Annotated in this window: 20 protein-coding genes; 8 read left to right on the top strand and 12 right to left on the bottom strand. The window is 41.7% G+C overall.

What is annotated here, in order from left to right:
* Positions 1 to 15: 15 nt before the first annotated feature.
* Positions 16 to 873 carry a DUF4198 domain-containing protein gene (locus AC1DRQ_RS16685; protein ID WP_477425766.1) on the bottom strand — a complete coding sequence of 286 codons (858 nt, stop codon included), beginning with the start codon at positions 871 to 873 and terminating at the stop codon, positions 16 to 18.
* Between the two features lie 59 nt (positions 874 to 932).
* Here AC1DRQ_RS16685 and AC1DRQ_RS16680 point away from each other — a divergent pair, with 59 nt between their 5' ends.
* Positions 933 to 2,912, top strand: a complete 1,980-nt coding sequence (locus AC1DRQ_RS16680; RefSeq protein ID WP_477425765.1) for an alpha-ketoacid dehydrogenase subunit alpha/beta — start codon at positions 933 to 935, stop codon at positions 2,910 to 2,912.
* A 67-nt stretch (positions 2,913 to 2,979) separates the two neighbouring features.
* Here AC1DRQ_RS16680 and gldD read toward each other — a convergent pair whose 3' ends face one another.
* The 5 genes from gldD to AC1DRQ_RS16655 all read right to left on the bottom strand — a co-directional run bounded on the left by gldD (position 2,980) and on the right by AC1DRQ_RS16655 (position 7,652).
* Positions 2,980 to 3,564, bottom strand: a complete 585-nt coding sequence (gldD, locus tag AC1DRQ_RS16675; RefSeq protein WP_477425764.1) for a gliding motility lipoprotein GldD — start codon at positions 3,562 to 3,564, stop codon at positions 2,980 to 2,982.
* On the bottom strand, positions 3,561 to 4,361 hold the full coding sequence (locus AC1DRQ_RS16670) for a shikimate dehydrogenase family protein (protein ID WP_477425763.1): 801 nt from the start codon (positions 4,359 to 4,361) through the stop codon (positions 3,561 to 3,563). Before AC1DRQ_RS16670 ends, gldD begins: the two co-directional genes overlap by 4 nt.
* Positions 4,362 to 4,429: 68 nt before the next feature.
* Positions 4,430 to 5,086, bottom strand: coding sequence for a DUF4279 domain-containing protein (locus AC1DRQ_RS16665; RefSeq protein ID WP_477425762.1), 657 nt, complete (start codon positions 5,084 to 5,086; stop codon positions 4,430 to 4,432).
* 108 nt (positions 5,087 to 5,194) lie between these two features.
* Entirely contained in the window at positions 5,195 to 5,956 is a 762-nt protein-coding gene (locus AC1DRQ_RS16660) for a phosphosulfolactate synthase (RefSeq protein ID WP_477425761.1), read from the bottom strand.
* Positions 5,957 to 6,248: 292 nt separating this feature from the next.
* Complete coding sequence (locus AC1DRQ_RS16655; protein ID WP_429398848.1) at positions 6,249 to 7,652, bottom strand: tetratricopeptide repeat protein; 1,404 nt, start codon at positions 7,650 to 7,652, stop codon at positions 6,249 to 6,251.
* A gap of 240 nt (positions 7,653 to 7,892) precedes the next feature.
* Here AC1DRQ_RS16655 and amaB point away from each other — a divergent pair, with 240 nt between their 5' ends.
* Both amaB and AC1DRQ_RS16645 read left to right on the top strand, forming a co-directional pair.
* Positions 7,893 to 9,434, top strand: a complete 1,542-nt coding sequence (gene amaB / locus AC1DRQ_RS16650) for an L-piperidine-6-carboxylate dehydrogenase (RefSeq protein ID WP_477425760.1) — start codon at positions 7,893 to 7,895, stop codon at positions 9,432 to 9,434.
* A 24-nt stretch (positions 9,435 to 9,458) separates the two neighbouring features.
* Entirely contained in the window at positions 9,459 to 11,108 is a 1,650-nt protein-coding gene (locus AC1DRQ_RS16645; protein ID WP_477425759.1) for a S8 family serine peptidase, read from the top strand.
* 220 nt (positions 11,109 to 11,328) lie between these two features.
* Here AC1DRQ_RS16645 and AC1DRQ_RS16640 read toward each other — a convergent pair whose 3' ends face one another.
* The 3 genes from AC1DRQ_RS16640 to ileS are packed head-to-tail and all read right to left on the bottom strand — an operon-like array spanning position 11,329 to position 15,711.
* Complete coding sequence (locus tag AC1DRQ_RS16640; protein WP_429398854.1) at positions 11,329 to 11,934, bottom strand: lipoprotein signal peptidase; 606 nt, start codon at positions 11,932 to 11,934, stop codon at positions 11,329 to 11,331.
* Positions 11,935 to 12,318 carry a TraR/DksA family transcriptional regulator gene (locus AC1DRQ_RS16635; protein WP_429398856.1) on the bottom strand — a complete coding sequence of 128 codons (384 nt, stop codon included), beginning with the start codon at positions 12,316 to 12,318 and terminating at the stop codon, positions 11,935 to 11,937.
* Positions 12,319 to 15,711 carry an isoleucine--tRNA ligase gene (gene ileS / locus AC1DRQ_RS16630; protein WP_477425758.1) on the bottom strand — a complete coding sequence of 1,131 codons (3,393 nt, stop codon included), beginning with the start codon at positions 15,709 to 15,711 and terminating at the stop codon, positions 12,319 to 12,321.
* A gap of 83 nt (positions 15,712 to 15,794) precedes the next feature.
* Here ileS and AC1DRQ_RS16625 point away from each other — a divergent pair, with 83 nt between their 5' ends.
* Positions 15,795 to 15,998, top strand: coding sequence for a hypothetical protein (locus tag AC1DRQ_RS16625; protein WP_477425757.1), 204 nt, complete (start codon positions 15,795 to 15,797; stop codon positions 15,996 to 15,998).
* A 190-nt stretch (positions 15,999 to 16,188) separates the two neighbouring features.
* Here AC1DRQ_RS16625 and AC1DRQ_RS16620 read toward each other — a convergent pair whose 3' ends face one another.
* Both AC1DRQ_RS16620 and AC1DRQ_RS16615 read right to left on the bottom strand, forming a co-directional pair.
* The gene (locus AC1DRQ_RS16620; protein WP_477425756.1) at positions 16,189 to 16,965 is read right to left on the bottom strand and encodes an SDR family oxidoreductase; all 777 of its coding nucleotides are present in this window, start codon (positions 16,963 to 16,965) and stop codon (positions 16,189 to 16,191) included.
* A gap of 100 nt (positions 16,966 to 17,065) precedes the next feature.
* Positions 17,066 to 19,396, bottom strand: coding sequence for an efflux RND transporter permease subunit (locus tag AC1DRQ_RS16615; protein ID WP_477425755.1), 2,331 nt, complete (start codon positions 19,394 to 19,396; stop codon positions 17,066 to 17,068).
* A 161-nt stretch (positions 19,397 to 19,557) separates the two neighbouring features.
* Between AC1DRQ_RS16615 and AC1DRQ_RS16610 the strand changes: the two genes are divergently transcribed.
* A complete protein-coding gene (locus AC1DRQ_RS16610) occupies positions 19,558 to 19,926 on the top strand; it encodes a diacylglycerol kinase (protein WP_477425754.1) in 369 nt (122 codons plus the stop codon).
* On the top strand, positions 19,916 to 20,641 hold the full coding sequence (gene recO / locus AC1DRQ_RS16605; protein WP_477425753.1) for a DNA repair protein RecO: 726 nt from the start codon (positions 19,916 to 19,918) through the stop codon (positions 20,639 to 20,641). Before AC1DRQ_RS16610 ends, recO begins: the two co-directional genes overlap by 11 nt.
* Before the next feature lie 40 nt (positions 20,642 to 20,681).
* On the opposite strand, the gene AC1DRQ_RS16600 is transcribed toward recO, so the two are convergent.
* On the bottom strand, positions 20,682 to 20,927 hold the full coding sequence (locus AC1DRQ_RS16600) for a hypothetical protein (protein WP_477425752.1): 246 nt from the start codon (positions 20,925 to 20,927) through the stop codon (positions 20,682 to 20,684).
* Between the two features lie 489 nt (positions 20,928 to 21,416).
* Here AC1DRQ_RS16600 and AC1DRQ_RS16595 point away from each other — a divergent pair, with 489 nt between their 5' ends.
* Together AC1DRQ_RS16595 and AC1DRQ_RS16590 are read left to right on the top strand one after the other, a co-directional pair.
* On the top strand, positions 21,417 to 21,929 hold the full coding sequence (locus AC1DRQ_RS16595) for a DUF2062 domain-containing protein (RefSeq protein ID WP_477425751.1): 513 nt from the start codon (positions 21,417 to 21,419) through the stop codon (positions 21,927 to 21,929).
* 806 nt (positions 21,930 to 22,735) lie between these two features.
* Entirely contained in the window at positions 22,736 to 22,897 is a 162-nt protein-coding gene (locus tag AC1DRQ_RS16590; protein WP_477425750.1) for a hypothetical protein, read from the top strand.
* Positions 22,898 to 22,957 lie beyond the last annotated feature (60 nt).

Here is a 22,957-nt window from a genome sequence, read left to right as displayed (position 1 = left end):
GTTTTCCTAACCAACTTAATGTTTATCTCCCAAACCAAATTCCCTGTAAGTATTAGGTTTACTATCGGCATTGCTGAAAGCAAAGGTGTAGGTAGCGCCCCAGCTTTCAAAATCAGCATTTTTATCGGTAGATGTTTCTACATGTACTGAACTAACCATATATATACCCTCACGGCTCAGTTTAAAGTAAACTTGTCCCAGGGCATCGGAACTTAACTTTTGCGGAAACACATTGCCGTTAATGGTTCTTACATAAACTATAACAACGGCATCTTTTAATATCTTGCCTTTAAATAGTATTTGAGCAGTCACATCATCACCATAGCTGGCCTTATATGGGTTTTGTTGCAGCACTATTTCATAATCTTCGCCCAGCGGTTTATCAAAATCTTTACCGTTAGCTTTATCAATAGCAATCAATGTTTTTAAATAGCGGTTTGACTTTTCAACAAAATACTGCTGATTACTGTTTTTAGCGTCTTCGGCTATCTTATCCAGTCCTTCGTTATCCAGGTATTTTAAAAATTTGTTCCTTTCAGATTCTATGCTTTCACTTTTCACCAGTTCTATCAAGGCCAAACCACTGTTTTCAAACTGATAATTAAGTATGTTGGCCGATGTGTCTTTCGGAGCCGGAACCTTGCTCAGGTCAGTTTTTTTCGATCCTTCATACAGCATAAATTTCGAGATCTTGCCGGCCTCGTATTTATATTCCGCGTCTTTTTGAAATTCATTGCCACTCAATAAATGTAGATTAAGCTTATCACCTTTTTTTAGATAAAAGCTTTGGGGCAATAAAAAATAATCCTGAGAACTGGCCGCAAAACCAATGATCAATAATAACGCGAACAATAAAAAACCGATTCGTTTCATAGTTTTTAGATAGGATCATCAAACATACAAAGTTTTAAAAACTTCAGTAGTTTTACAGTATGATTTTTGACCGTAAAACCCTTAATAACGAAGATTTAACATTTTTTTACAAAAAATTGTTGCTGCCACGCCTGGTTGAGGAGAAAATGCTGATCCTGTTACGACAGGGACGCATTGGCAAATGGTTTTCGGGAATAGGGCAGGAAGCCATTGCTGTTGGCAGTACACTGGCCATGCAAAGCGACGAATATATTTTACCCATGCACCGAAACCTGGGTGTTTTTACATCGAGAGATATCCCGCTTTCGCGATTAATGGCGCAGTGGCAGGGTAAGCCATCAGGCTTTACCAGGGGGCGCGACAGGTCCTTTCATTTTGGTACGCAAGAATATAAGATCATAGGTATGATATCGCACCTGGGGCCACAGCTGGCCCTTGCAGATGGCATTGCACTTGCCGATGTTTTATCGGAACGAAAAAAATCAACCCTGGTATTTACCGGCGAAGGAGCCACCAGCGAGGGCGACTTTCATGAGGCCCTCAATATCGCTTCAGTTTGGAAACTGCCTGTTATATTTTTGATCGAGAATAATGGCTATGGCCTTTCAACCCCGGTTAATGAGCAATATAACTGCCTTAAACTGGTGGATAAAGCTATAGGTTATGGTATAGAGGGCCGTAGAATTGATGGCAATAACATACTGGAAGTTTACCATACCATCAAAGATATTAACCAAAGCATTCGTGAAAACCCGCGACCGGTATTGCTGGAATGCATGACCTTTAGGATGAGGGGCCACGAAGAAGCTTCGGGTACCAAGTATGTTCCGCACAATTTATTTGAGTGGTGGGAAGGTAAAGACCCGGTGACTAACTTTGAAAATTATTTATTGAGCGAAGGTGTGCTGCAGCCCGAATTGATCCCGGTGATCAAAAAGGAAATGACCACGCTCATCGAATCGGAATTTGAAAAGGTATACAGCGAGGCTGATATTGTTCCGGATATAGAAACCGAAATAAGAGATATGTACCAGCCTTATCAGTTTCCTGCCTCACAACCACCTGCGTCGCCGGCAACCAGCAAACGGTATATTGATGCTATAAGCGATGGATTAAGGCAAGCGATGCGCAAACATACCAACCTGGTGATCATGGGTCAGGATATTGCGGAATATGGCGGTGCTTTTAAAATAACCCAGGGCTTTGTTGAAGAATTTGGCAAAGGCCGGGTGCGGAACACACCCATTTGTGAGTCGGGCATTGTAGGGGCTGGTATGGGTTTGGCGCTAAACGGCTACAAAGCCATTGTTGAAATGCAGTTTGCCGATTTTGTTACCTGTGGCTTTAACCAGATCATTAACAACCTGGCCAAAACCCATTATCGCTGGGCGCAGGGGGTTGATATGGTGGTACGTATGCCAACCGGTGCGGGTACGGGTGCAGGCCCTTTTCACTCGCAAAGCAATGAGGCCTGGTTTACAAAAACTCCCGGACTTAAAGTGGTATACCCAGCTTTTCCGGCAGATGCCAAAGGGTTGTTGCTGGCCGCTATTGATGACCCTAACCCTGTAATTTATTTTGAACACAAATACCTTTACCGCAGCATAAGCGGCGAAGTGCCCGATAACGATTGTATGATTGAGATAGGTAAGGCCAATATTGTAAAACAGGGAGAACAGGCCAGTATCATTACTTTTGGACTGGGAGTACACTGGGCTTTGGAATATGCAGAAAATCACCCTGAGCAATCCATCGAGATTGTTGATTTGCGCAGCCTGTTGCCCTGGGATCAGGAAGCGGTAGAAAAAAGTGTAAAGAAAACCGGCCGCGCATTGGTTTTGCATGAAGACACCTTAACCAGCGGTTTCGGCGCGGAGATAGCCGCTCATATTGCCGAGCATTGTTTTAAATACCTGGACGCCCCTGTAATGCGCTGCGGCAGCCTGGATACCGCCATCCCCATGAACAAAGCACTGGAAGACCAGTTTTTGGCAAAGGCAAGGCTGGAGGGAACAGTGGGGAAATTGCTGGCGTATTAGGCCCCTTAGCCCCCTAAAGGGGGAACTCTAAGCGGTCGCACTAATCAAAAGTTCCCCCTTTAGGGGGCTAAGGGGCTCTCCATTTAAAGCTCTTGATCATCACCTCCATATCCTTTTTTATAAAATTAAGTACGGGTTGTATGGAATCAAGACGGGGCTCGGTATTAAAATAGAGCGCTCCGCGCAGGTAGTTTTTAGTGCTATCTGTCAGGAAAAATTGTGCTGATGATGCCGCGTTGCCATCAATGGTATAGTAAATACCATAAACTTTGCGGTCGGCAAAACTTATCACCCCCTCATCAATAGAAGTGGCTTTTACGGTATGCTTAAAGGCAAATGTACGGGCATCTTCCACCAGTTCATTAAACACTTTTTTTGATGTTACAGGCTGATAGCTTAAATGCAGTGTGGCCCCAAACTGCGGAAACTGCATATTTACCCAGCAGGGCTTTGCTCCTTTGGTTTTATCAGGTTCAATAAAGGCGTATTTGGGGTAGCTGAATGTATAAGGGCAACCCGCGTTATAATCCTGATATTCCTTTTTGGGGAAAATAATGCGGTAATACCCCCGCGGCTTTGGCGAATAATCATGGTTACCGCCGCAGGCCGCAAAAAACATCATCACTACGATCATTAAACCTATATATTTCATAGGCGGTTATCTTTTGCATTCCATATTTCCCATGATCTTTCGGCCTGCAAAACAAGCATTTCGTAACCATTTTTGGTGGTAGCGCCCTGCTCGCGACCCTTTCTTAAAAACAAAGTTTCTTCGGGATTATATATCAGGTCGAACAACAAATGACCACCAGTTATGGCCTCATAAGGTATGGGCGGGCATTCATCAATTTTAGGCGATGTGCCAACCGGTGTGGTATTAATAATGATCTTGTGCTGTTTTATGTGGTGCGGTTTAAGGTCGCTAAATAAAATATGATCAGGATGAGGTTTGCGGGTAACCGTTTTATAGGTGATGCCCAGGTTTTCCAACACACATTTCACAGCTTGTGCCGCCCCGCCATCGCCAAGTACCAGTGCTTCATCATTGGTATCTTTAATTAATGGCCTTATCGACATTTCGAAACCGTAAAGATCTGTATTGTAACCCTCCAGCCTGAAATCATGGCCTTGTACGCCCACCTCGCCCGTAAAAGCCGCCTGCAATGGGCTTTCAGCAATTACGCAAATGCAGTTTACCGCACCGGCCTTGCGGGCATCATGCTCTATCCAATCAAGATAGGGCAACACCGCCACTTTATGCGGGATGGTTACATTTATTCCTAACAAGTTGGGATTTTCATCAAGCAGGTCCTGCAAGTCTTTGATATTTTCAAGCGGGTACAAATCATAAACCGCGTCTTCAATATTTTCGGTTTTAAATTTTTCGGTAAAATACTTCTTTGAAAAAGAGTGTGAAAGCGGATATCCTATAAGTCCGTATTGTTTCATGTGGTAATATTAGCAAGAAAACAGCTAAAGATAATTATTGATTTATTTTTAATAACCCTTATAAATATCTATTTAAAAGGATTACCTGTAACATACTGACTAAAAGAAATCTCCAATTTCATTTTGGCCATGCGGTTGATATTTAAAATATCAATATGCGGACCACCAATAAGACCATTTCCGTAATGAATATCTTTATCAACCTGTATATATGCATCCGTATTGTTTACCAAAGCTTCTACACCTTTTTTGTCTTGCTCTAAATAATCGAGTAAATTTTTAAGCTTATTTTCAAAGGTGTCCGGCCCCGGATTAGGTTCATAGTTAGCACAACTGTATTTATAAACAGCCGTACCAGATCTTCTTTTGTCCCCATTATTAAAAGTTTCAGCTGCTTTTAATGTTGTCATTGCGGTAATTTCCGGCCAGGTAAGTGTATCTGAAGTGGCTCGCAAATAAATCTTAGTATAATCTTCTGTTCCTATATACCTGATTGAAACCTCAGGAACAGTATCAAAATAAATAGCAAGATAAAATCTTTCCCCTTCTACAGGAAGATAGGCAATTGCGCCTTCGTCCTCATTTTTTAAATCAACCCTTTCAATCTTTGGAATCCCATTAATTCTTACCACATCATGAATTTGCATATATTGTTCTGTAGCTCCCCAGCTTTTTTGCTCAATTTCCAGTATGGCAGCTTGAATAATCTGGTCTTGTAAATCCATTAAGAGTTATTAATTCAATTATAAAACTATACAATGTGTGCAGAATAAAAAAGCCCTCAGAAATTAATCCGAAGGCTCCGTTAACTTTATAGTAAGATCAGTCAAAAGTTACAAATTTAAAAAATGGTCAAAAGTATCGCTCCTGATACCCAGGCGCAATGTTTCGAGTGGGATAATATCTGCCGGGGCAATATTGCCCAGGCTTACGTTGGCACCAATCAGTTTAATAAACCAAACCTGCTGTGCCTTTTGCGGAGCCTCCCAAATAATGGTTCCTTCGGGTATCTGGGTCAATATTTCATCAACCAGGCCCTGCCTTACCTCGCCCGAATCGCGGTATATACCCACGTTACCGCTTTCGCGCGCTTCGGCTATTACCTTCCAGGAGCCGGCCTCAATTTCGGCGTTCATCAGTTTGATCCATTTGTAAGGTGCAAATATCTTTTGAACGTCTTTTGAGCCTACCTCTGATATTACTGTTACCTGTTTGGCCAGCTTGCTAATGTATTCACATTTAACCTCGTGCTCAATAGTGATCGACCCATCAGATACTTCACAATGCTCCAACTGGTATTTATCCAGTATACGGCAGTAGTCATCAAATTGTTGCCTTACAATAAAGGCCTCAAACAGTGTACCCCCAAAATATACGGGAATACCAGCCTGTTGGTACAGCTTTATTTTTTCGCTTAGGTTTGATGTAACGTATGATGTTGCCCAACCCAACTTAACGATATCGGTATATGCCCCTCCAACCTCAATAAAATCTTCAACCTGCCTTAAACTTAACCCTTTATCCATCACCATAGTAATGCCTTTATCACGGGGTTTGCTTGTACGTTCGGGTAGATCATTGATGGTATAATTCATACAGTAGTTGGTTATAGCCTATAACTAAAAGTTCTAACGACACAAATGTCGGAAAAAAAACTGAAATCAACTATGCTAATTTCAGATATGCAGATGTGTAAATGATGAAGTTTTTATAAACTCAGCCATCCGGATAAAAGATGTACAGATCATAGATTTGCAAACTTCAAGTGTGCCGCTATGCAAATTTCAAATTTAAAGCATAAAAAAATGCAGATAATGATCAATTATAACATCAATCATCATCTGCACATTTTAAATCTGCACATCTGCATATTCGGAATCTGCAAATCTACTTCGTATACCTGTTAATAATATCCACAATCACTTTATTCTTTTGCAGTTGTGGCAGGTAATCAAAAAGTATGTAATGCTTTTCGGGGTCACTGGTAAGCGCCATTTCCAGGTGGTTCAGCGCTTCGTTATACTCGCCTTTGGCAAATAAATAAGCTACCATCCTGTAATAAAGCTCAGCCGCTTCCGGGTTATTCTTGATGGCTTCCGAAATTATTTCGATGGCGCCAACCAATCTGTCCTGTTCATATAATATAGACGAATAGTCCAACCAGGCGTCAATATCCAGCGGATTTAGTTCAACCACCTTCTCGTAGGCCTGCTCAGCTTCGGTCATGTGGCCCAGCTTATACTCGGCATCGGCAATGGCAAACCAGTAGTCGGCATTGGCAATATCCAGATCAAGCGCTTTTTTATAAAAGTGCAGGGCCTCAAAATAGCGTTCCTCAAAATCAAGTGTAACACCAATCCCAAACCAGGCATCGGCCAGCTTCGGGTCCATCTTAACCGATTTTTTGTAAAAGGCACGCGCATCGTCCATTTGCTCCAGCTTTTCATAGCATTCGCCAATGGCACAATACGTATCGGCATTAGGCTGTTCATACTCAAAGGTATGACGGTACACCTCAATAGCTTCGGCGTATTTTTCCAGGTTAACCAGGGCATTACCCTTGTTAAAATAGGCCGATGCAAAGCTGTCTTTGATCAGTATGGCGTAATCATAAGCGTCAATGGCTTTTTCAAACAGGCTCAGCTTGGTATAGGCATTACCTAAGTTATACCACGCGGCATAGCTGTAAGGCTCATTATCAATATATTGCTGGTAAAACTGTACGCTCTCCTGCTGGTTGTCCATTACGTCGTAGCAAAAAGCCAGTTCGTAAAGGGCATCCTGATTTTCCATGTTTTGCTTAAGGCATAGCTTAAGGTAAGTTATCGCGGTATCATAATCGCCCATGTTTTGATAAACGTAGGCAATATGCAGCAGGATCTCGTCGGTTTCTTCGGCAAGGCCCAACGCTTTTTCATAGTTTTCTAGGGCTTCGCCAAAACGCTCCATGCTCTCGTACAAATTGCCGCGAATAATATAAATATCAGCGTCAGAAGCTTCGAGCATGGCCGCTTTATCTAAAGCCGCAAAAGCCTCGGTTACTTTGTTGGTTACTACCAGTAACTGGGCTTGTTTAATTAAAAAAACCGCTGCAAAAGGGTGCTGGTTACGCGCGTACTCTGCTACTTGCAGTGCTTTGGCCGGATCATTTTTTTCGATGTAATAGTCGATAATGTTCTCAAACGCCTGGGCATCAAAAAAGTACTGGTCGTGATTACGAATCATCTCCTCGTACCGTTCTACCGAAAACTTTGGATCTTCGGTAAAACCAAATTCAAATTCTTCTTCCATTCAATTTTGTTTGCAGAACATCCGCTTTAGGTTAACAATTGTTATTGCCTTGTAAAGACTTATTGAGTTCAAAATACAACAAGTAAGTGTCCGTACGGCAATTTAGTTTTCAACATTCACACATTTTTAACACTGTTGGTTTGCAAAGCATTGATAATTAATTAACAATCAATTATTAGGCCAAGGGTGAGCGAACAAAAAATTGCCTTAAGATTTTTACCTTTGACAAAAGTAACAATTATGACCCTCGATATTTCAGATATTCTAAAACGTTTACATATAAACGATATAAATGATGCTTTTAGTACGGGCAGTACCTGGGGCAGCAGTCCCGGCGCTACCGTAAAAGATATCATATCCCCGGTTGACGGGCAAAAAATAGCATCGGTAAAATTTGCTGCCGAAAGCGATTATAACCAGGTTGTTGAGCAGGCTGCCAAAGCTTTTAAAACCTGGCGTACCACTCCCGYCCCAAAACGGGGCGAAATTGTACGCCAGATAGGCGAGGCCCTGCGCGTTAATAAGTATGATTTGGGTACCCTGGTATCCTACGAGATGGGTAAAAGCCTGCAGGAAGGCCTTGGCGAAGTACAGGAAATGATAGATATTGCTGATTTTGCAGTTGGCCTTAGCCGCCAGCTGTATGGTTTAACCATGCACTCCGAAAGGCCCGAGCACCGCATGTATGAGCAATACCATCCTTTAGGTATTGTGGGTATTATTTCGGCATTTAACTTTCCGGTAGCCGTTTGGAGCTGGAATGCTTTATTAGCCTGGGTTTGCGGTGATGTTTGTATCTGGAAACCGTCAGAAAAAACACCTTTAACCGCCATTGCCTGTCAGCACATAGCGCAGGAGGTATTTAAAAGGAATAATATTGACGAAGGCGTATCAAACCTGGTCATTGGCGACCGCAATATTGGCGAGCTGATGGCTGCTGATACCCGTGTACCATTAATATCGGCTACCGGATCAACCCGTATGGGTAAAGCCGTTAGCGCGGCAGTAGGTGCCCGCCTGGGCAAAAGTTTGCTGGAGCTGGGCGGCAACAATGCTATCATCATTACTGAAAATGCCGATCTGGATATGTCGCTCATTGGCGCTGTGTTTGGTGCGGTAGGCACCGCGGGTCAGCGTTGTACCAGCACGCGCAGGCTCATCATCCATGAAAGTGTTTACGATGCATTTAAGCAAAAGCTGGTGAATGCCTACGGACAGATCCGTATTGGCAACCCGCTTGATGAGCATAACCATATGGGACCACTGATTGATCATGATGCAGTGAGCCTGTACCTTGACTCTATTGAAAAATGTAAGGCCGAGGGCGGTAAATTTGTAGTAGAAGGCGGTAAACTCGAGGGCGAAAACTATTTATCAGGATGTTACGTAAAACCCTGTATTGCCGAAGTGGAAAACCATTTTAAAATTGTACAGCACGAAACCTTCGCACCTATACTTTATCTGATAAAATACAGCACGCTCAATGAGGCTATCGAGCTGCAAAATGGTGTTCCACAGGGTTTGTCATCGGCTATCATGACTAATAATTTGCGTGAGGCAGAACAATTTTTATCTTACGCTGGTTCTGATTGTGGAATTGCCAATGTAAACATAGGTACATCGGGTGCAGAAATTGGCGGCGCGTTTGGTGGCGAAAAAGAAACCGGCGGCGGTCGCGAATCAGGATCTGATGCATGGAAAGTGTACATGAGGCGTCAAACTAATACTATTAATTATTCAAAAACGTTGCCATTAGCGCAGGGGATCAAGTTCGACCTCTAATTTTTTTATTACTAACTTTTATACATGTTTAATTTCCCTAAGTACATTACCGGCGCCGCTCTATTAGTTTCACTAACCTTAAGCCTACCTGCTTCGGCACAAATACTTCCAAAACCAGAACCCGAACCACCCAAAGGCTGGCAGCTGATGGACCTGAAAGAAAACGGGTTCTTTGGCATCAGCTTAAAACCAGCCTATCTTTTTTTACAAGGCAAAAAAAGCAAACCTGTTGTAGTGGCCACTATTGATAGCGGTATTGACACCTTGCAGCAGGACCTGAAAAGCATTTTGTGGGTAAACACTAAAGAAATTCCGGGCAATGGTATTGATGACGACCATAACGGTTATATTGATGACGTACACGGATGGAATTTTTTAGGTGGCCCAAATGGCAAAGCCGATTTTAATGAAACCACCGAAGAGGTGAGAGAATACAACAAACTTAAAGGCAAATACGAAGCTATTAACGACACCAACTCCGTAGATAAAAAGCAATACGCCTATTGGAAGCGTGTAAAAACAATTTACGATACTACTGTTAATAAGGCCCGTACCGAAACTGAACAGCTGCAACCCATCATGAATGCCCTCATGGTAACCAGTGGCTATATCAAAAGAGGACTTAACTTACCGGCTAACGGAACTTTTAAACAGATCGACCTCGTAAAACTTAAAATGACCAACGATACCCTTACCCAAAGTAAATACGTATGGGATTCTATATTTTCGCAGGAGGGTGGCAATCAGAACAATGCCGCTATTATCAAGGACCTGAGCGAATACCTGGCCAAATTGAATAATGATCTGTCGCCTGATCTGGAAGCCCGCAAACGTATAGTTGGCGATAACGTTGATAGCATGGATCACAAACCATACGGTAGCAACCTGCTTAAATTTGCCGATGCATCACACGGAACAGGCGTGGCCGGGCTTATTGGCGCGGTACGCAACAATGGTTATGGCATTAATGGTGTAGCCGATAATGTGCGGATCATGGCTATAAAAGCTGTACCAAACGGCGATGAATATGATAAGGATATTGCCAATGCCATACATTATGCTGTTGACAATGGTGCACAGATAGTTAACATGAGCTTTGGCAAAAAAATATCGCCACATAAGGAATGGCTTGACGAGGCCTTTAAATACGCGGCGTCAAAAGATGTGCTGCTGGTACAGGCATCAGGAAATGACAGTGAAGATATGGATGTAAATCCCGATTTTCCGAACGATACGTTTTTAGATGGCTCAACCGATGCTGATAATGTGGTTAATGTTGGTGCATCGGGCCCCAAATTAGGCGAGCACCTTGCCGGCGATTTTAGCAACTACGGCAAAACCAATGTTGATGTATTTGCACCCGGCGTTAAAGTAACTACCGTTGATACCGATGCCGAATTCATGACAGAAGATGGTACCAGCTTTTCATCGCCTATTACAGCCGGCATCGCGGCTTTGGTGCTGGAATATTATCCAACCCTTAGCTCAAAACAACTTAAACAGGTTATCCTTCAATCGGCCACCCCTTTAACAGGTACCATGGTATTTAAACCCGGCAGCAAAACCATCAAGGTTGATTTTACCAGCTTAAGCAAAACCGGCGGCATTGTAAATGCCTATAAAGCTTTGCAGATAGCATCAAAGATGAAGGGTGAGCGAGTTCCATTGCCATAAAACACGCAATTAAAATAACTCGTCTAAAATAGCTCGTCATTGCGAGGCACGAAGCAATCTCTATGCTGTACAGAGCGAATTATTAAGGTATAACATACCTGATTGACCTGCCTGTGTAGAGATTGCTTCGTACCTCAGCAATGACGGGTCTTAAAAATATGAAAAGCCGCATATAGCGGCTTTTCATATTTTTAATTTTTTAAATGCATTTTAAATTAGCTTACTCTTCAACCATCTCACTGTTGGGGCTGTTTACTTCAGGAACTTCATGTTTGAAGTAATGTTTCTGAAAAATCAGTATCATAATTACCCCTACGCATATCGCCGAGTCGGCAAGGTTAAATACCGGCCTGAAAAACTCGAAAGGCTCATTGCCCCATATCGGGAACCATGAAGGATAAGTACCCCTAAACAGCGGGAAGTAAAACATATCAACTACACGCCCGTGAAAAAGCGGGGCATAGTTATACATCACACCATAAAAGGTTGAATCAATAATATTACCTACCGCACCGGCCAAAATAAGCGCTACGTTCATGATGAGGCCGCGGTGGTATTTATGCTTTATCAGGTAAATAAGGCAGTAAACAATACCACATACCGCAAAAATGCGGAAAAGCGTTAAAGCCAGTTTACCGGCATCACCGCCCCATTCCATGCCAAAGGCCATACCATTATTTTCGGTATAATGCAACATACCGCGGCTGCCCAAAAAGCGAATCTCTTCGCCCATAAACATATGTGCCCTTACCCAGGTCTTTATGATCTGGTCAATAAGAATAATAAATATAGCAGTTAGAAAAGGTTTGGTATAAGCGGCCTTCATTTATTGCTTTAATTTAGCTTCCATAGTAAGGGTGGTATGCGGCACGGCACGTAAGCGCTCTTTTGGTATTAGTTTGCCAGTTTCGCGGCAAATACCATAGGTTTTGTTTTCAATACGTACCAGGGCAGCTTCCAACTGGTCAATAAATTTTTTCTGACGGGCAGCTAACTGGTTTATTTGTTCTTTTTCCAGTGTTGCAGACCCATCTTCAAGGGTTTTATAAGTACCGGCAGTATCATCGGTTCCGTTAGCGTTAGGCGAACTTAACGAAGTTGCCAGGGAGTTTAACTCTTCTTTGGCAATACGCAGTTTATCAAGAATAAGAGCCTTAAACTCCTGCAGATCTGATTCAGAATATCTGGTTTTTTCGTTTTCTACTTTCATTTATACTTTACTAATAACAATAAATATTTCATTTCCATCAATCTCTACTTTATCACCCTCATTTAACTGAGCATCAAGCACTATACTGTCAGCTAAAATTTCGGCGCAAATATAAGATAAATTATTTTTTACCRCTTCTCTAATATAAGGATGATCGCTAATGCGCACATTTATCCTGTCTGTAACTTCAAATCCTTTCGCCTTACGCAGATTCTGGATGCGGTTTATCAACTCGCGCGCTATACCCTCCTCCCTCAATTCGTTGGTTATGGTAACATCTAAAGCTACAGTTAGTTTTCCTAAATTTGCAACTTGCCACCCGGGAACATCTTCTGCTATAATTTCGACATCCGAAGCTTGTATTAAGTACTTATTATCAAGCACGTTAACGGCCCCTTCAGTTTCCAGTTTAGCAATGTCGTCCTGTGTGAAATTATTTATAGCCTCTGCTACAGCCTTCATGTCCTTACCAACTTTTTGTCCCAGGGCCTTAAAGTTTGGTTTTATCTTCTTTTTAATGAAACCAGCCGTGTCGGTAATGTACTCAATATCCTTAATATTTGTTTCAGATAATATTAATTCTTTTACCTGCTCCACATGCAGCTTAAACCCTTTATCTAAAATAGGTAACAATATTTTACCAAGCGGCCGGCGTACCGGAATTTCAATTTTTTTACGTAACGATAGCACCAGCGATGATACATCCTGTGCCAACTGCATGCGCTCTTCCAGGTCGGCATCAACCAGTTCATCATGATAGGTTGGGAAGTATGCTAAGTGAACTGATTCAAATTCCTCTTTACCGGTTACCTTGTTCAGGTCTTTATATAAACGATCAGCAAAGAATGGCGCTATAGGCGACATTAATTTGGCTATAGTAACCAAACAAGTATACAGCGTTTGGTAAGCAGACAATTTATCATCCAATTTATCAGACCTCCAGAAGCGGCGGCGGCTTAAGCGGATATACCAGTTGCTAAAGTGGGCGTCAACAAATTCCTGTATGGCACGGGCAGCTTTGGTAGGCTCATAATCAGCATAAAAACCATCAACCTCGCGGCTCAGGGTGTTTAATAATGATATGATCCAGCGGTCAATCTCCGGGCGTTGCGCTAAGGCTATTTCTGGCTCGCTATATTTAAACTTATCAATATTGGCATAAAGCACAAAGAATGAGTAAGAGTTGTACAGGGTACCAAAARACTTACGGCGAACCTCATCTATGCCTTCCTCATTAAATTTAAGGTTGTCCCATGGCGATGCATTGCTGATCATGTACCAGCGGGCAGCATCTGCACCATATTGTTCAATGGTTGCGAAAGGATCAACAGCATTGCCTAAACGTTTAGACATTTTGTTGCCGTTTTTATCCAACACCAAACCATTTGAGACCACGTTTTTAAAAGCAACTCCCTTGTTACCAACCTGGGCATTTACCGCTTTTACTTCATCACTGCATTCACTCAGCATTACCGCTATTGCGTGCAGGGTAAAAAACCAGCCACGGGTTTGGTCAACACCTTCGGCAATAAAATCGGCCGGGTAGGCTGTAGCAAACAACTCCTTGTTTTCGAAAGGGAAATGCCATTGCGCATAAGGCATAGCACCTGAATCAAACCACACGTCGATCAGATCGGGCTCACGGAACATTTTGTTACCGGCTGATGAAGTTAAAATAACATCATCAACATAAGGGCGGTGCATGTCTTCCAGCTTAAAGCCTTCGGGCATAAAGCCGGCTTTAATTGCTTTGGCTATTTCCTGTTCCAATTCGGCAATGGAGCCTATGCATTTTTCTTCCGAACCATTCTCTTCGCGCCAGATAGGTAGTGGTGTACCCCAGTAACGTGAACGCGAAAGGTTCCAGTCAACCAGGTTCTCCAGCCAGTTACCAAAACGGCCTGTTCCGGTTGATTCCGGTTTCCAGTTGATGGTTTTATTTAGCTCCACCATTTTATCCTTTACCGCTGTGGTACGGATAAACCAGCTATCGAGCGGGTAATATAATATCGGTTCGTCTGAGCGCCAGGAGTGCGGGTAGCTGTGCTCATATTTTTTAACGTCGAACGCTTTATTCTCTGTTTTTAATTTAATAGAGATAAGCACATCGGTACCTTTAAAACCCGGTACCGCACGTTCTGCGTCGCTGTAATATTCATCTTTAACATAAAAACCGGCAAAGTCGGTCACTTCATCAACAAAACGGCCCTGTTTATCAACCAGGGGAACATCCTTGCCAAATTCGTCCTTTACCATTACCGATGGTACGTTATTCTCTTTACAGGCCCTGAAGTCATCGGCACCAAAAACAGATGCGGTATGTACTATACCGGTACCATCCTCGGTAGTAACAAAATCGGCCGGGATCACGCGGAAAGCATTTTTCTCCAGGTCCTCGTTAGTTACATAAGGCATCAACTGGTGATAGCGTAAACCGATCATTTCAACACCTTTAAACTCAGCCCTTACTTCCCAGGGGATAACCTTATCGCCACCTTTATAGTCCTGGAACGACACATTTTCGCCCTCGGCTTTAAAATATTTGCCAACCAATGCTTTTGCAAGCACCACGCTAACCGGCTCATAAGTATAAGGGTTAAAAGTACGCAGCTTTACGTAGTCAACATTTTCGCCAATAGCCAGTGCGCAATTTGCCGGTAATGTCCACGGAGTGGTCGTCCATGCCAATATGGTAGTATCTTCGTTTGTATCCTCAAATAAAACCGGTATTAAGGGGTGCTGCTGGTCATTCTTTAAATGAAACTGGGCCACTATCGAAGTGTCCTTCACCATTTTGTAAGTACCTGGTTGGTTAAGCTCGTGTGAGCTTAAGCCGGTACCTGATTTTGGCGAATATGGCTGTACAGTATACCCTTTATATAAAAGGTCGTTCTTATAAAACTCCTTCAGTATCCACCAAAGGCTTTCAATGTATTCGTTTTTGTAGGTGATATACGGATCGTTAAGGTCAACCCAGTAGCCCATCTTTTCGGTCAGGTCGTTCCATACGTCGGTATAACGCATAACCTCCTTGCGGCAGGCATCATTGTAATCTTTAACGCTGATCTTTTTGCCGATATCGTCCTTGGTTATTCCCAAAGCTTTTTCAACAGCCAGCTCAATAGGCAAACCGTGGGTATCCCAACCGCCTTTACGCTTAACCTGAAAGCCTTTTAATGTTTTGTAACGGCAAAAAATGTCTTTTATTGACCGTGCCATTACGTGGTGAATACCTGGCATACCATTAGCACTCGGCGGCCCTTCGTAAAACGTGTAGGGGTTATTTGCCGGGCGACTGCTGATACTTTTTTCAAAAATGTTGTTCTGCTGCCAAAAATCCAGTATCTCTTTGCCTGTTTGCGATAAGTTTAACTGCTTATATTCTTTGTACATCTATATATTCTACCTTTTATCACCTCTTTTTTAAGAGGTTGCAAAAATACGGAATTTATAAATGATTTTTTTAATTTAGACGGGTGAAAAATAAAGTAAAGCGTACTATATTAATGCTATTGGTTGCCGTGATACTATTTTCGGCATCAATGGTAATCCCCGCGTTACATAATTCAAAATGGAAAGACCTGGTACAGGGCGGGGCGTTGGGCTTAACGCTTGCCGGTATCATCAGCATAATTACCTTGATCATTGATTATTTGCGGGAAAGTAAACGGGGAGCGTAACTGTCTGAACCGGGATTTTTGGGATTAAAGGATTGACAGGATTTTTCTTTTTATGTAGAGACACATTACATGTGTCTTTTTTTGTTTAAATCAGAGTTTTCGAAATCGTGGCAATCCTTTAATCCTATAAATCAAGGTTCAGACAAAAGAAAAAAACCTATCAATCCCCTAATCCCGGTTCAGACAAAATCTAAAAAATACTCCTGTTAGCTCCGCCATCAACCTGTATGGTGGTTCCGCTAATATAGGCGGCTTGTTCTGATACTAAAAAGGCAACCAGGGCGGCCAGTTCTTCGGGTTTGCCTATGCGGCCAAGCGGTATATTCTTTGTTTTTTCTTTTAAAGCCTGTTCTGGGTCAATGTCTTTGGGTAAGGTATGTTTGATCCTGTCAGTAAGGACCAGGCCCGGGGCTACGTTATTTACGGTGATGTTATAAGGTCCAAATTCGTCGGCCATTAATTTGGCCATGCCCACCACGCCCATGCGCATACTGGTTGACAATACCGAATTGCCCAGCACCGCCTTTACCGAGCCGCTGATGATATTGATGATACGCCCGCTGCCTGTTTTTTGCATGTGCGGCAACACCAGCCTGCTCAAACGCGCAAAGCTGAGCAGGTTTAGCTCAAATGCTTTTTGCCACTGTTCATCATCAAAGTTCTCGAACTTATCAAACGGCGGACCGCCGGCATTGTTCAACAAAATGTCTATCTGCCCAAAAGCTGCAGCCGCTTTTTTAATAAATGCATCTATCTCATCGGCTTTTGATACATCAACAGGTATGGCAATCACTTCATTACCGGTGAGTTGTTTTATCTCAGCTGCTGTTTTGGCAAGCTCGGTTTCATCGCGCGAACCAATGATCACTCTTGCACCTTCGGCAGAAAGTGCTGTGGCTATAGCCTTCCCTAATCCTTTGCTGGCTGCCAATATTACAGCTACTTTATTATTGAGTTTAAGATCCATAAAACCTCTCCTAAATCCTCTCCTAAGGAGAGGACTTTAATTAACATATTTAAAATTATTGTTTCCAACTCCCTCTCCTTTGGAGAGGGCTGGGGTGAGGTTATTCCTCAATATCTGGTCCTTTAATTTTTTGGCGATCGATACCACGCTCCAGGCTTAGTAAAAATGCAGGCAGCAGGGTCAGGTTGCTGATCATGGCTACCAGCAGGGTAATAGATAGCAAAACACCCAAAGCCACCGTACCGCCAAATTTTGATACCGCGAATATACCGAAGCCAAAAAACAATACCGTTGCAATAAATATCATGCTCACCCCGGTTTCTCGGATGGTATCTGATACGATGTGCGATATGGTTTTTTTGCTGTGCCGCAGTTCATGACGATAACGCGTTATAAAATAAATGGTTTGATCTGACGAGATACCCATCGCTATACTAAAGATCAATATAGTTGATGGTTTTAACGGGATACCAAAAAAGCCCATGATACCGGCCGTAATGATAAGCGGCACCAGGTTGGGCAATAGCGAAACGGCAATCATTTTTACCCCTCTGAACAGGATCCACATTACCCCGGCAATTAATAAAATGGCCCAGGCCAAACTTTCGTACAGATTGGTTAGCAGGTAATTGGTACCCTTTATAAATATAATGCTGGAACCAGTAAGCTCCACATGGAATTTTTTAGGATCGAAAATAGAATCGATACGTGGCTGCAGTTCGGCCAGCACGGCATTCATTTTTTTAGACCCGGCATCAATCATTTCGAACGTTACCCGGGTTACCTGGCGGGTACTATCCAGGTAACTGTTTAATGTACCGGAGCTTTTACCGGAGTTACCTGCATAGTTGAGGATAAAATTTTGCTCCAAACCATCGGGTAAACGATAGTATTCAGGGTTGCCCCCATAAAATGCCTGGGTCGAAAATTTCAATACCTGTATCAAAGATATTGACCTGCTAAACTCAGGATAGGATGAAATAAGCTTTTCCAGTTTTTCAACCTTGCGAATGGTACCCAGGTTCATGACACCGTTTTTACGCTTGGTGTCAATACTTACCTCCAAAGGCAGCACCCCGTTAAAGTTCGATTCAAAGAACCGAAGATCGCTGAGTGTATTGTTATGCTGGGGCAGGTCATCAACCACATAGCCATTAATGTTGATCCTGAATATTCCAATAACCGAAATAACGATCAGTATTAGCGTTACAATGTAAATACCTTTACGTTTATGGTGCACCAGGGTATCCAATTTAATCAGGAGGGTTTTCATTAATTTACTATCCTTAATGCCCGTTTTTGCTTTGGGGCTTGGCAAATAGCTAAAAACAATGGGTACCAGTATAAGGCTCAGTGCAAATGTAGCCAGTATGCTCAGCGAGGCTACCAGACCAAACTGGGTCAATAATTCGCTATTGGTAAAGCAGAGTACGCCGAAACCAATAGCGGTAGTAATGTTGGCTATAAAAGTGGTTATCCCGGCTTTTTCAAGGGCAATTGTCAGGGCATCCATTTTATTGCCCGATATTTCAAACTCGTGGTAATACTTATTCAGGATGAAAATAGTATTCGGGATACCAATAACCACCACCAGTGGCGGGATGATACCCGTAAGGATGGTCATTTCATAATGCATTAACACCAATGTCCCCAGGCTCCACACTACCCCAAGCACCACAATAAGCACCGGGAAAATAACTGGAAAAATCGACCTGAAAAAAATTGATAATATCAATGCTGTGATCAATATCGACAGACCTAAAAACATCGAGAACTCGTGCGCAACCAGATCGCCAACAACAGTACGTATGAGCGGCAAGCCGGAGTAATGCACCTTTATGCCATGCTTTTGTTCAAACTGCTGGCCAAGCTGATCTATCTTTTTAATGATGGGTACACGATAAGGTGTATTGATAATTTTATCATCAAAAGTAATGGCCATTAAAGTTGATTTGCCATCATCGCTCAATACAAGGCCTTTATAAAATGGCAGATTTAAAAGCTGTTGCTTTATACTATCAACAGCCTGCGTGCTTGGCAATACTCCGTTAACCAACGGTTTAATTAAAAAGCGATGGTGCGTGGTGTCTTTTTGCAGGTTGTAAACATTAGCAACAGAAACTACCGCTTTAATTCCTTTTACCTGCTTTAACTGCATACCTATCTGATACCAGTCGTTAAATACATCCTTATCAAAAATTTTATCAGATTTAATACCAATCACCATGGATGACGCGTCCTGACCAAAGGTTTTTTTAAATTGGTTGTAACGTATATAGGCCGAATCGGTAACCGGGAGCACCTTGCCGCCGTTAAAGGTTATCTTTACTTTTGATGCCTCAAAACCCATAAAAGCGCTCAGTGCTATAACGCAGACAAATACGATAAGCCTGTTTTTAAGGATAAAAGAAGCAGTATGTTTCCAGAACATTATGTGTGATATTAAGGGCGGCGCTAAACTACGAATTTTGATCTATGTGACGGTTGAAGATATTGACTTTGTGACAATGCCATAACCGCCAGCACTTTTTTATAGCCACCAGAGGGTAAATAATTAAGTTAATAAGTACCAATAACAATGTATTTTTGTACATGAAAAGACTGATACGCAGTTTTGGCTTTGCCTTTAAAGGCTTACAATATGCAACAGCTTCCCAGCTCAATTTCAGGATACACCTGGTGGCCTGTATTGTTGTTATAGGTTTGGGCTTTGCACTGCAAATTTCTGTTGATGAATGGCAATGGATCATGCTGAGCATTACTTTGGTGCTGGTAACAGAGCTTTTAAATACGGCTATTGAAACATTAACCGACCTGGTTTCGCCTACTTATAATATTAAAGCCGGGCACGTTAAGGACGTAAGCGCCGGAGCTGTGGTAGTTGCTGCCGTGTTTGCCTTTATTACAGGCCTCATCATATTTATACCGAAACTTCTTTTACTGTTACCACATGCTGCATAAAACCAGGGGCATTGTATTTAAGGCAACCGACTATGGCGAAAGCAGTGTTATTGTACAGATCTTTACTGAAAAATTTGGTCTGCAATCATACATAATCAATGGTGCTAAAAAGCCAAAAGCCAAAATTGGCCGCAATATGCTGCAACCCCTCCACCTGCTTGACCTGGTGGTTTATCATAAAAACACAGGCAGCGTACAGCGCATAGCCGAGCTTAAAAATTCGCCGGTACTGCAAACTATTCCTTATGATGTAATAAAAAGCTGCCTGGCTATGTTTTTGAACGAAGTATTATATAAAGCCATAAAGCAGCAGTCGGCCGATGAAAATTTGTTTGATTTTGTATTTAGCGCCATAGAGTGGCTTGATCATCAAACGGACAATGTGGCCAATTTCCACCTGTTATTTTTAGTACAGCTTACACGGTACCTGGGCTTTTACCCCGATAGATTTTTGGCCGGCAACGCCGATTACTTTGACATGAAGAACGGCACATTCAGCAAATATAAACCCGACAGTGTTTTATACCTGTCGCCGCCACATACGCAAAACTTTAGTCTGCTGCTACAGTGGAGTTTTGAAAATATGCAGCAATTAAAGTTTAGTAATGACGAACGCCGGTACCTGATACAAAAACTATTAGAATACTATGCCCTGCATATTGAGGGCTTTGGCAATATACGCTCGGCCGATGTACTGGAGGAAGTGCTGTCGTAGTACAGGTTTATGGCTGCACCGGTTTCCTTAATTATTGAGCTTAATGCTCTAAAACATGCTTTTTAATAAACTCAATGCTTGATTCGGGTAAATCAGTGCCGCCAGTCTGGGTAATATTTCCATCAGGCTGAATCTCCAGTTCAGCATTAATATTACTATCTATAAAAACATGTAATTTGTTTTGTTCTTTTTCTACCCGGCAGGCCAGCTCCCGGCCCGAATAATTGATGTGAAATTCATATTTACCATCTTTAGCTGCAGGTGAGGTGTCTTTTGGATCGATCATGATACAGTGTTTATTGGTGTTAACACGCTAAGTAGCACGATGTTTAATTTATCGGTAAATAAAATTATAAAACCCATTTAAAACAAAAAAAGAGAAAGCCAGGGGCTCTCTCTTTTTTTAGTTGACTGACCTCATTATTTACCATAAAGAACTAATTGGTTAGATCGATAATAACAATTGTTACAAATATATGCACTATAGAGTTAGTAGACTAATTTTTTAATAAAAATTTAACATGCATTTTGCTTATAATGTGCACTATAGCTAATAAACAGGTTATTTAAGACGATATCTATTTAACAAATACACATTATAACATGCCTGGTGGGGTGGCATCCGCTCCATGCTTACAGGAGTTTTATTGTTTTTAATCCATCAAAGATATTTACTTTTGTCATCGCTGTAGCATAAGTGGTTATTTATTAAAAAGTTAAGAATTACTTAATGCTGCTATAACTAAATTTGCTGTGATACAGCTTATTATATAATTTGGAAAAGGTAAAAGCAAAGTTTAAGGTGTTGTGGGGTTATCTGGTCAATTTTTTCATTACCCTATTCAGTAAAGAGAAAAGCAGACAGTTTATAAAAGATCATCTGTTTAACCCTCATCATTCTGCCCGGCTCAAAGCATCATCAATTGGTTTTGGGGTATTTATGGGCATAGTTCCAATTTGGGGATTTCAGCTCTTAGTGGCCTTTGCGCTGGCTATGTTATTCAGGTTAAATAAAGCCCTGGTTATTTTAGCAGCACATATCAGCTTTGCACCTATGATACCTGTAGTAATTTTTATGAGCTATAAAGCCGGTGGTTACTGGATGGGAAATAAAAATACAGATATTCCTTTTACCGGTAACATGACCATAAAATCAATTAGTCTTCAAATGGAGCAGTACTTATATGGCAGCATATCCCTTGCCATAGTTGCCGGGGTAACGGCGGGCTTATTAACCTTTGCATTACTTAAAATATTTAAAAAGGAAGTTGTTATTACTACAACTTAAGTTATCAAACAGCTGATACTAAAAACATTTATTCCCCCATCGCATCATCAAAGTTCCATCCATTATTTAAAGGGACGTCATTGTAAAACCATTTACCAATAAGTTAAAAGGATTTACCCTATCAAGCAACTTACGCGTTATCAACGAAAACGTTATCGTAAATAAAAACAGGTAAAGCCTATGAAAAACTGTTCACTCGGAATATTTTTGATAAGTACAATAACAAAATTTTAACCAATTGTAAATAAATAAGCGCTTTAATTAAAAACGACTTAATTATTAATTGTAAATATTGCTTTCTATATTCCGTGAATTTTCATTGTCCTGCAGACATGAATACTGTTATGCTGCATATTGCATGACAGGGTAAATAGTAGCATATTGATAAACCATTAACCTTAGATCATGAAAAAATAAATCAAGGCTCACCAAAAAAAGAATCGGTAGTGGGTTCAGCACTACCGAAATCTGTATTGTCCCGTTAAGCCAAACAACAACATTAAATGTTGCAGGGGACTCTTTTGCCTAATTCAAACGAAAATTTAAATAAGCAATACAAATATGAAGAAAAAACTTTCACAATTTGTCGTATAAACGGCTTTTACGCAGGATATTATCTGTAATAATTAAGATACCTAACCTATAACTCCGGGTTTTAAATTCCTGTATTGCATCAATTAAATTTTATGGTAAGCTAAACAGATCCTGCATGCAGGATCTGTTTAGCTGTTTGCGTAGCTAAATGAACCAGGTACTGCTTTACTGAATCAAATAACCTACAAACCAACCAATTAAGTATTAAAATTATGAGAAAACAAATTACTCTCCTTATTTTATTTTTACTGGCAAGCTGTACGCTTGCCCTCGCCCAGGACATATCCGTAAAGGGTACTATTAAGGACGATAAAGGATTGCCAATACCTGGCGCAACTGTCAGGTTAAAAGCCTCGCCCAGGACATATCCGTAAAGGGTACTATTAAGGACGATAAAGGATTGCCAATACCTGGCGCAACTGTCAGGTTAAAAG

This window comes from Mucilaginibacter sp. P4_E8 (assembly GCF_056401495.1).
The sequence above is the reverse complement of the archived record's forward strand: the minus strand, read 5'-3'. Positions and strand labels throughout refer to the sequence as shown.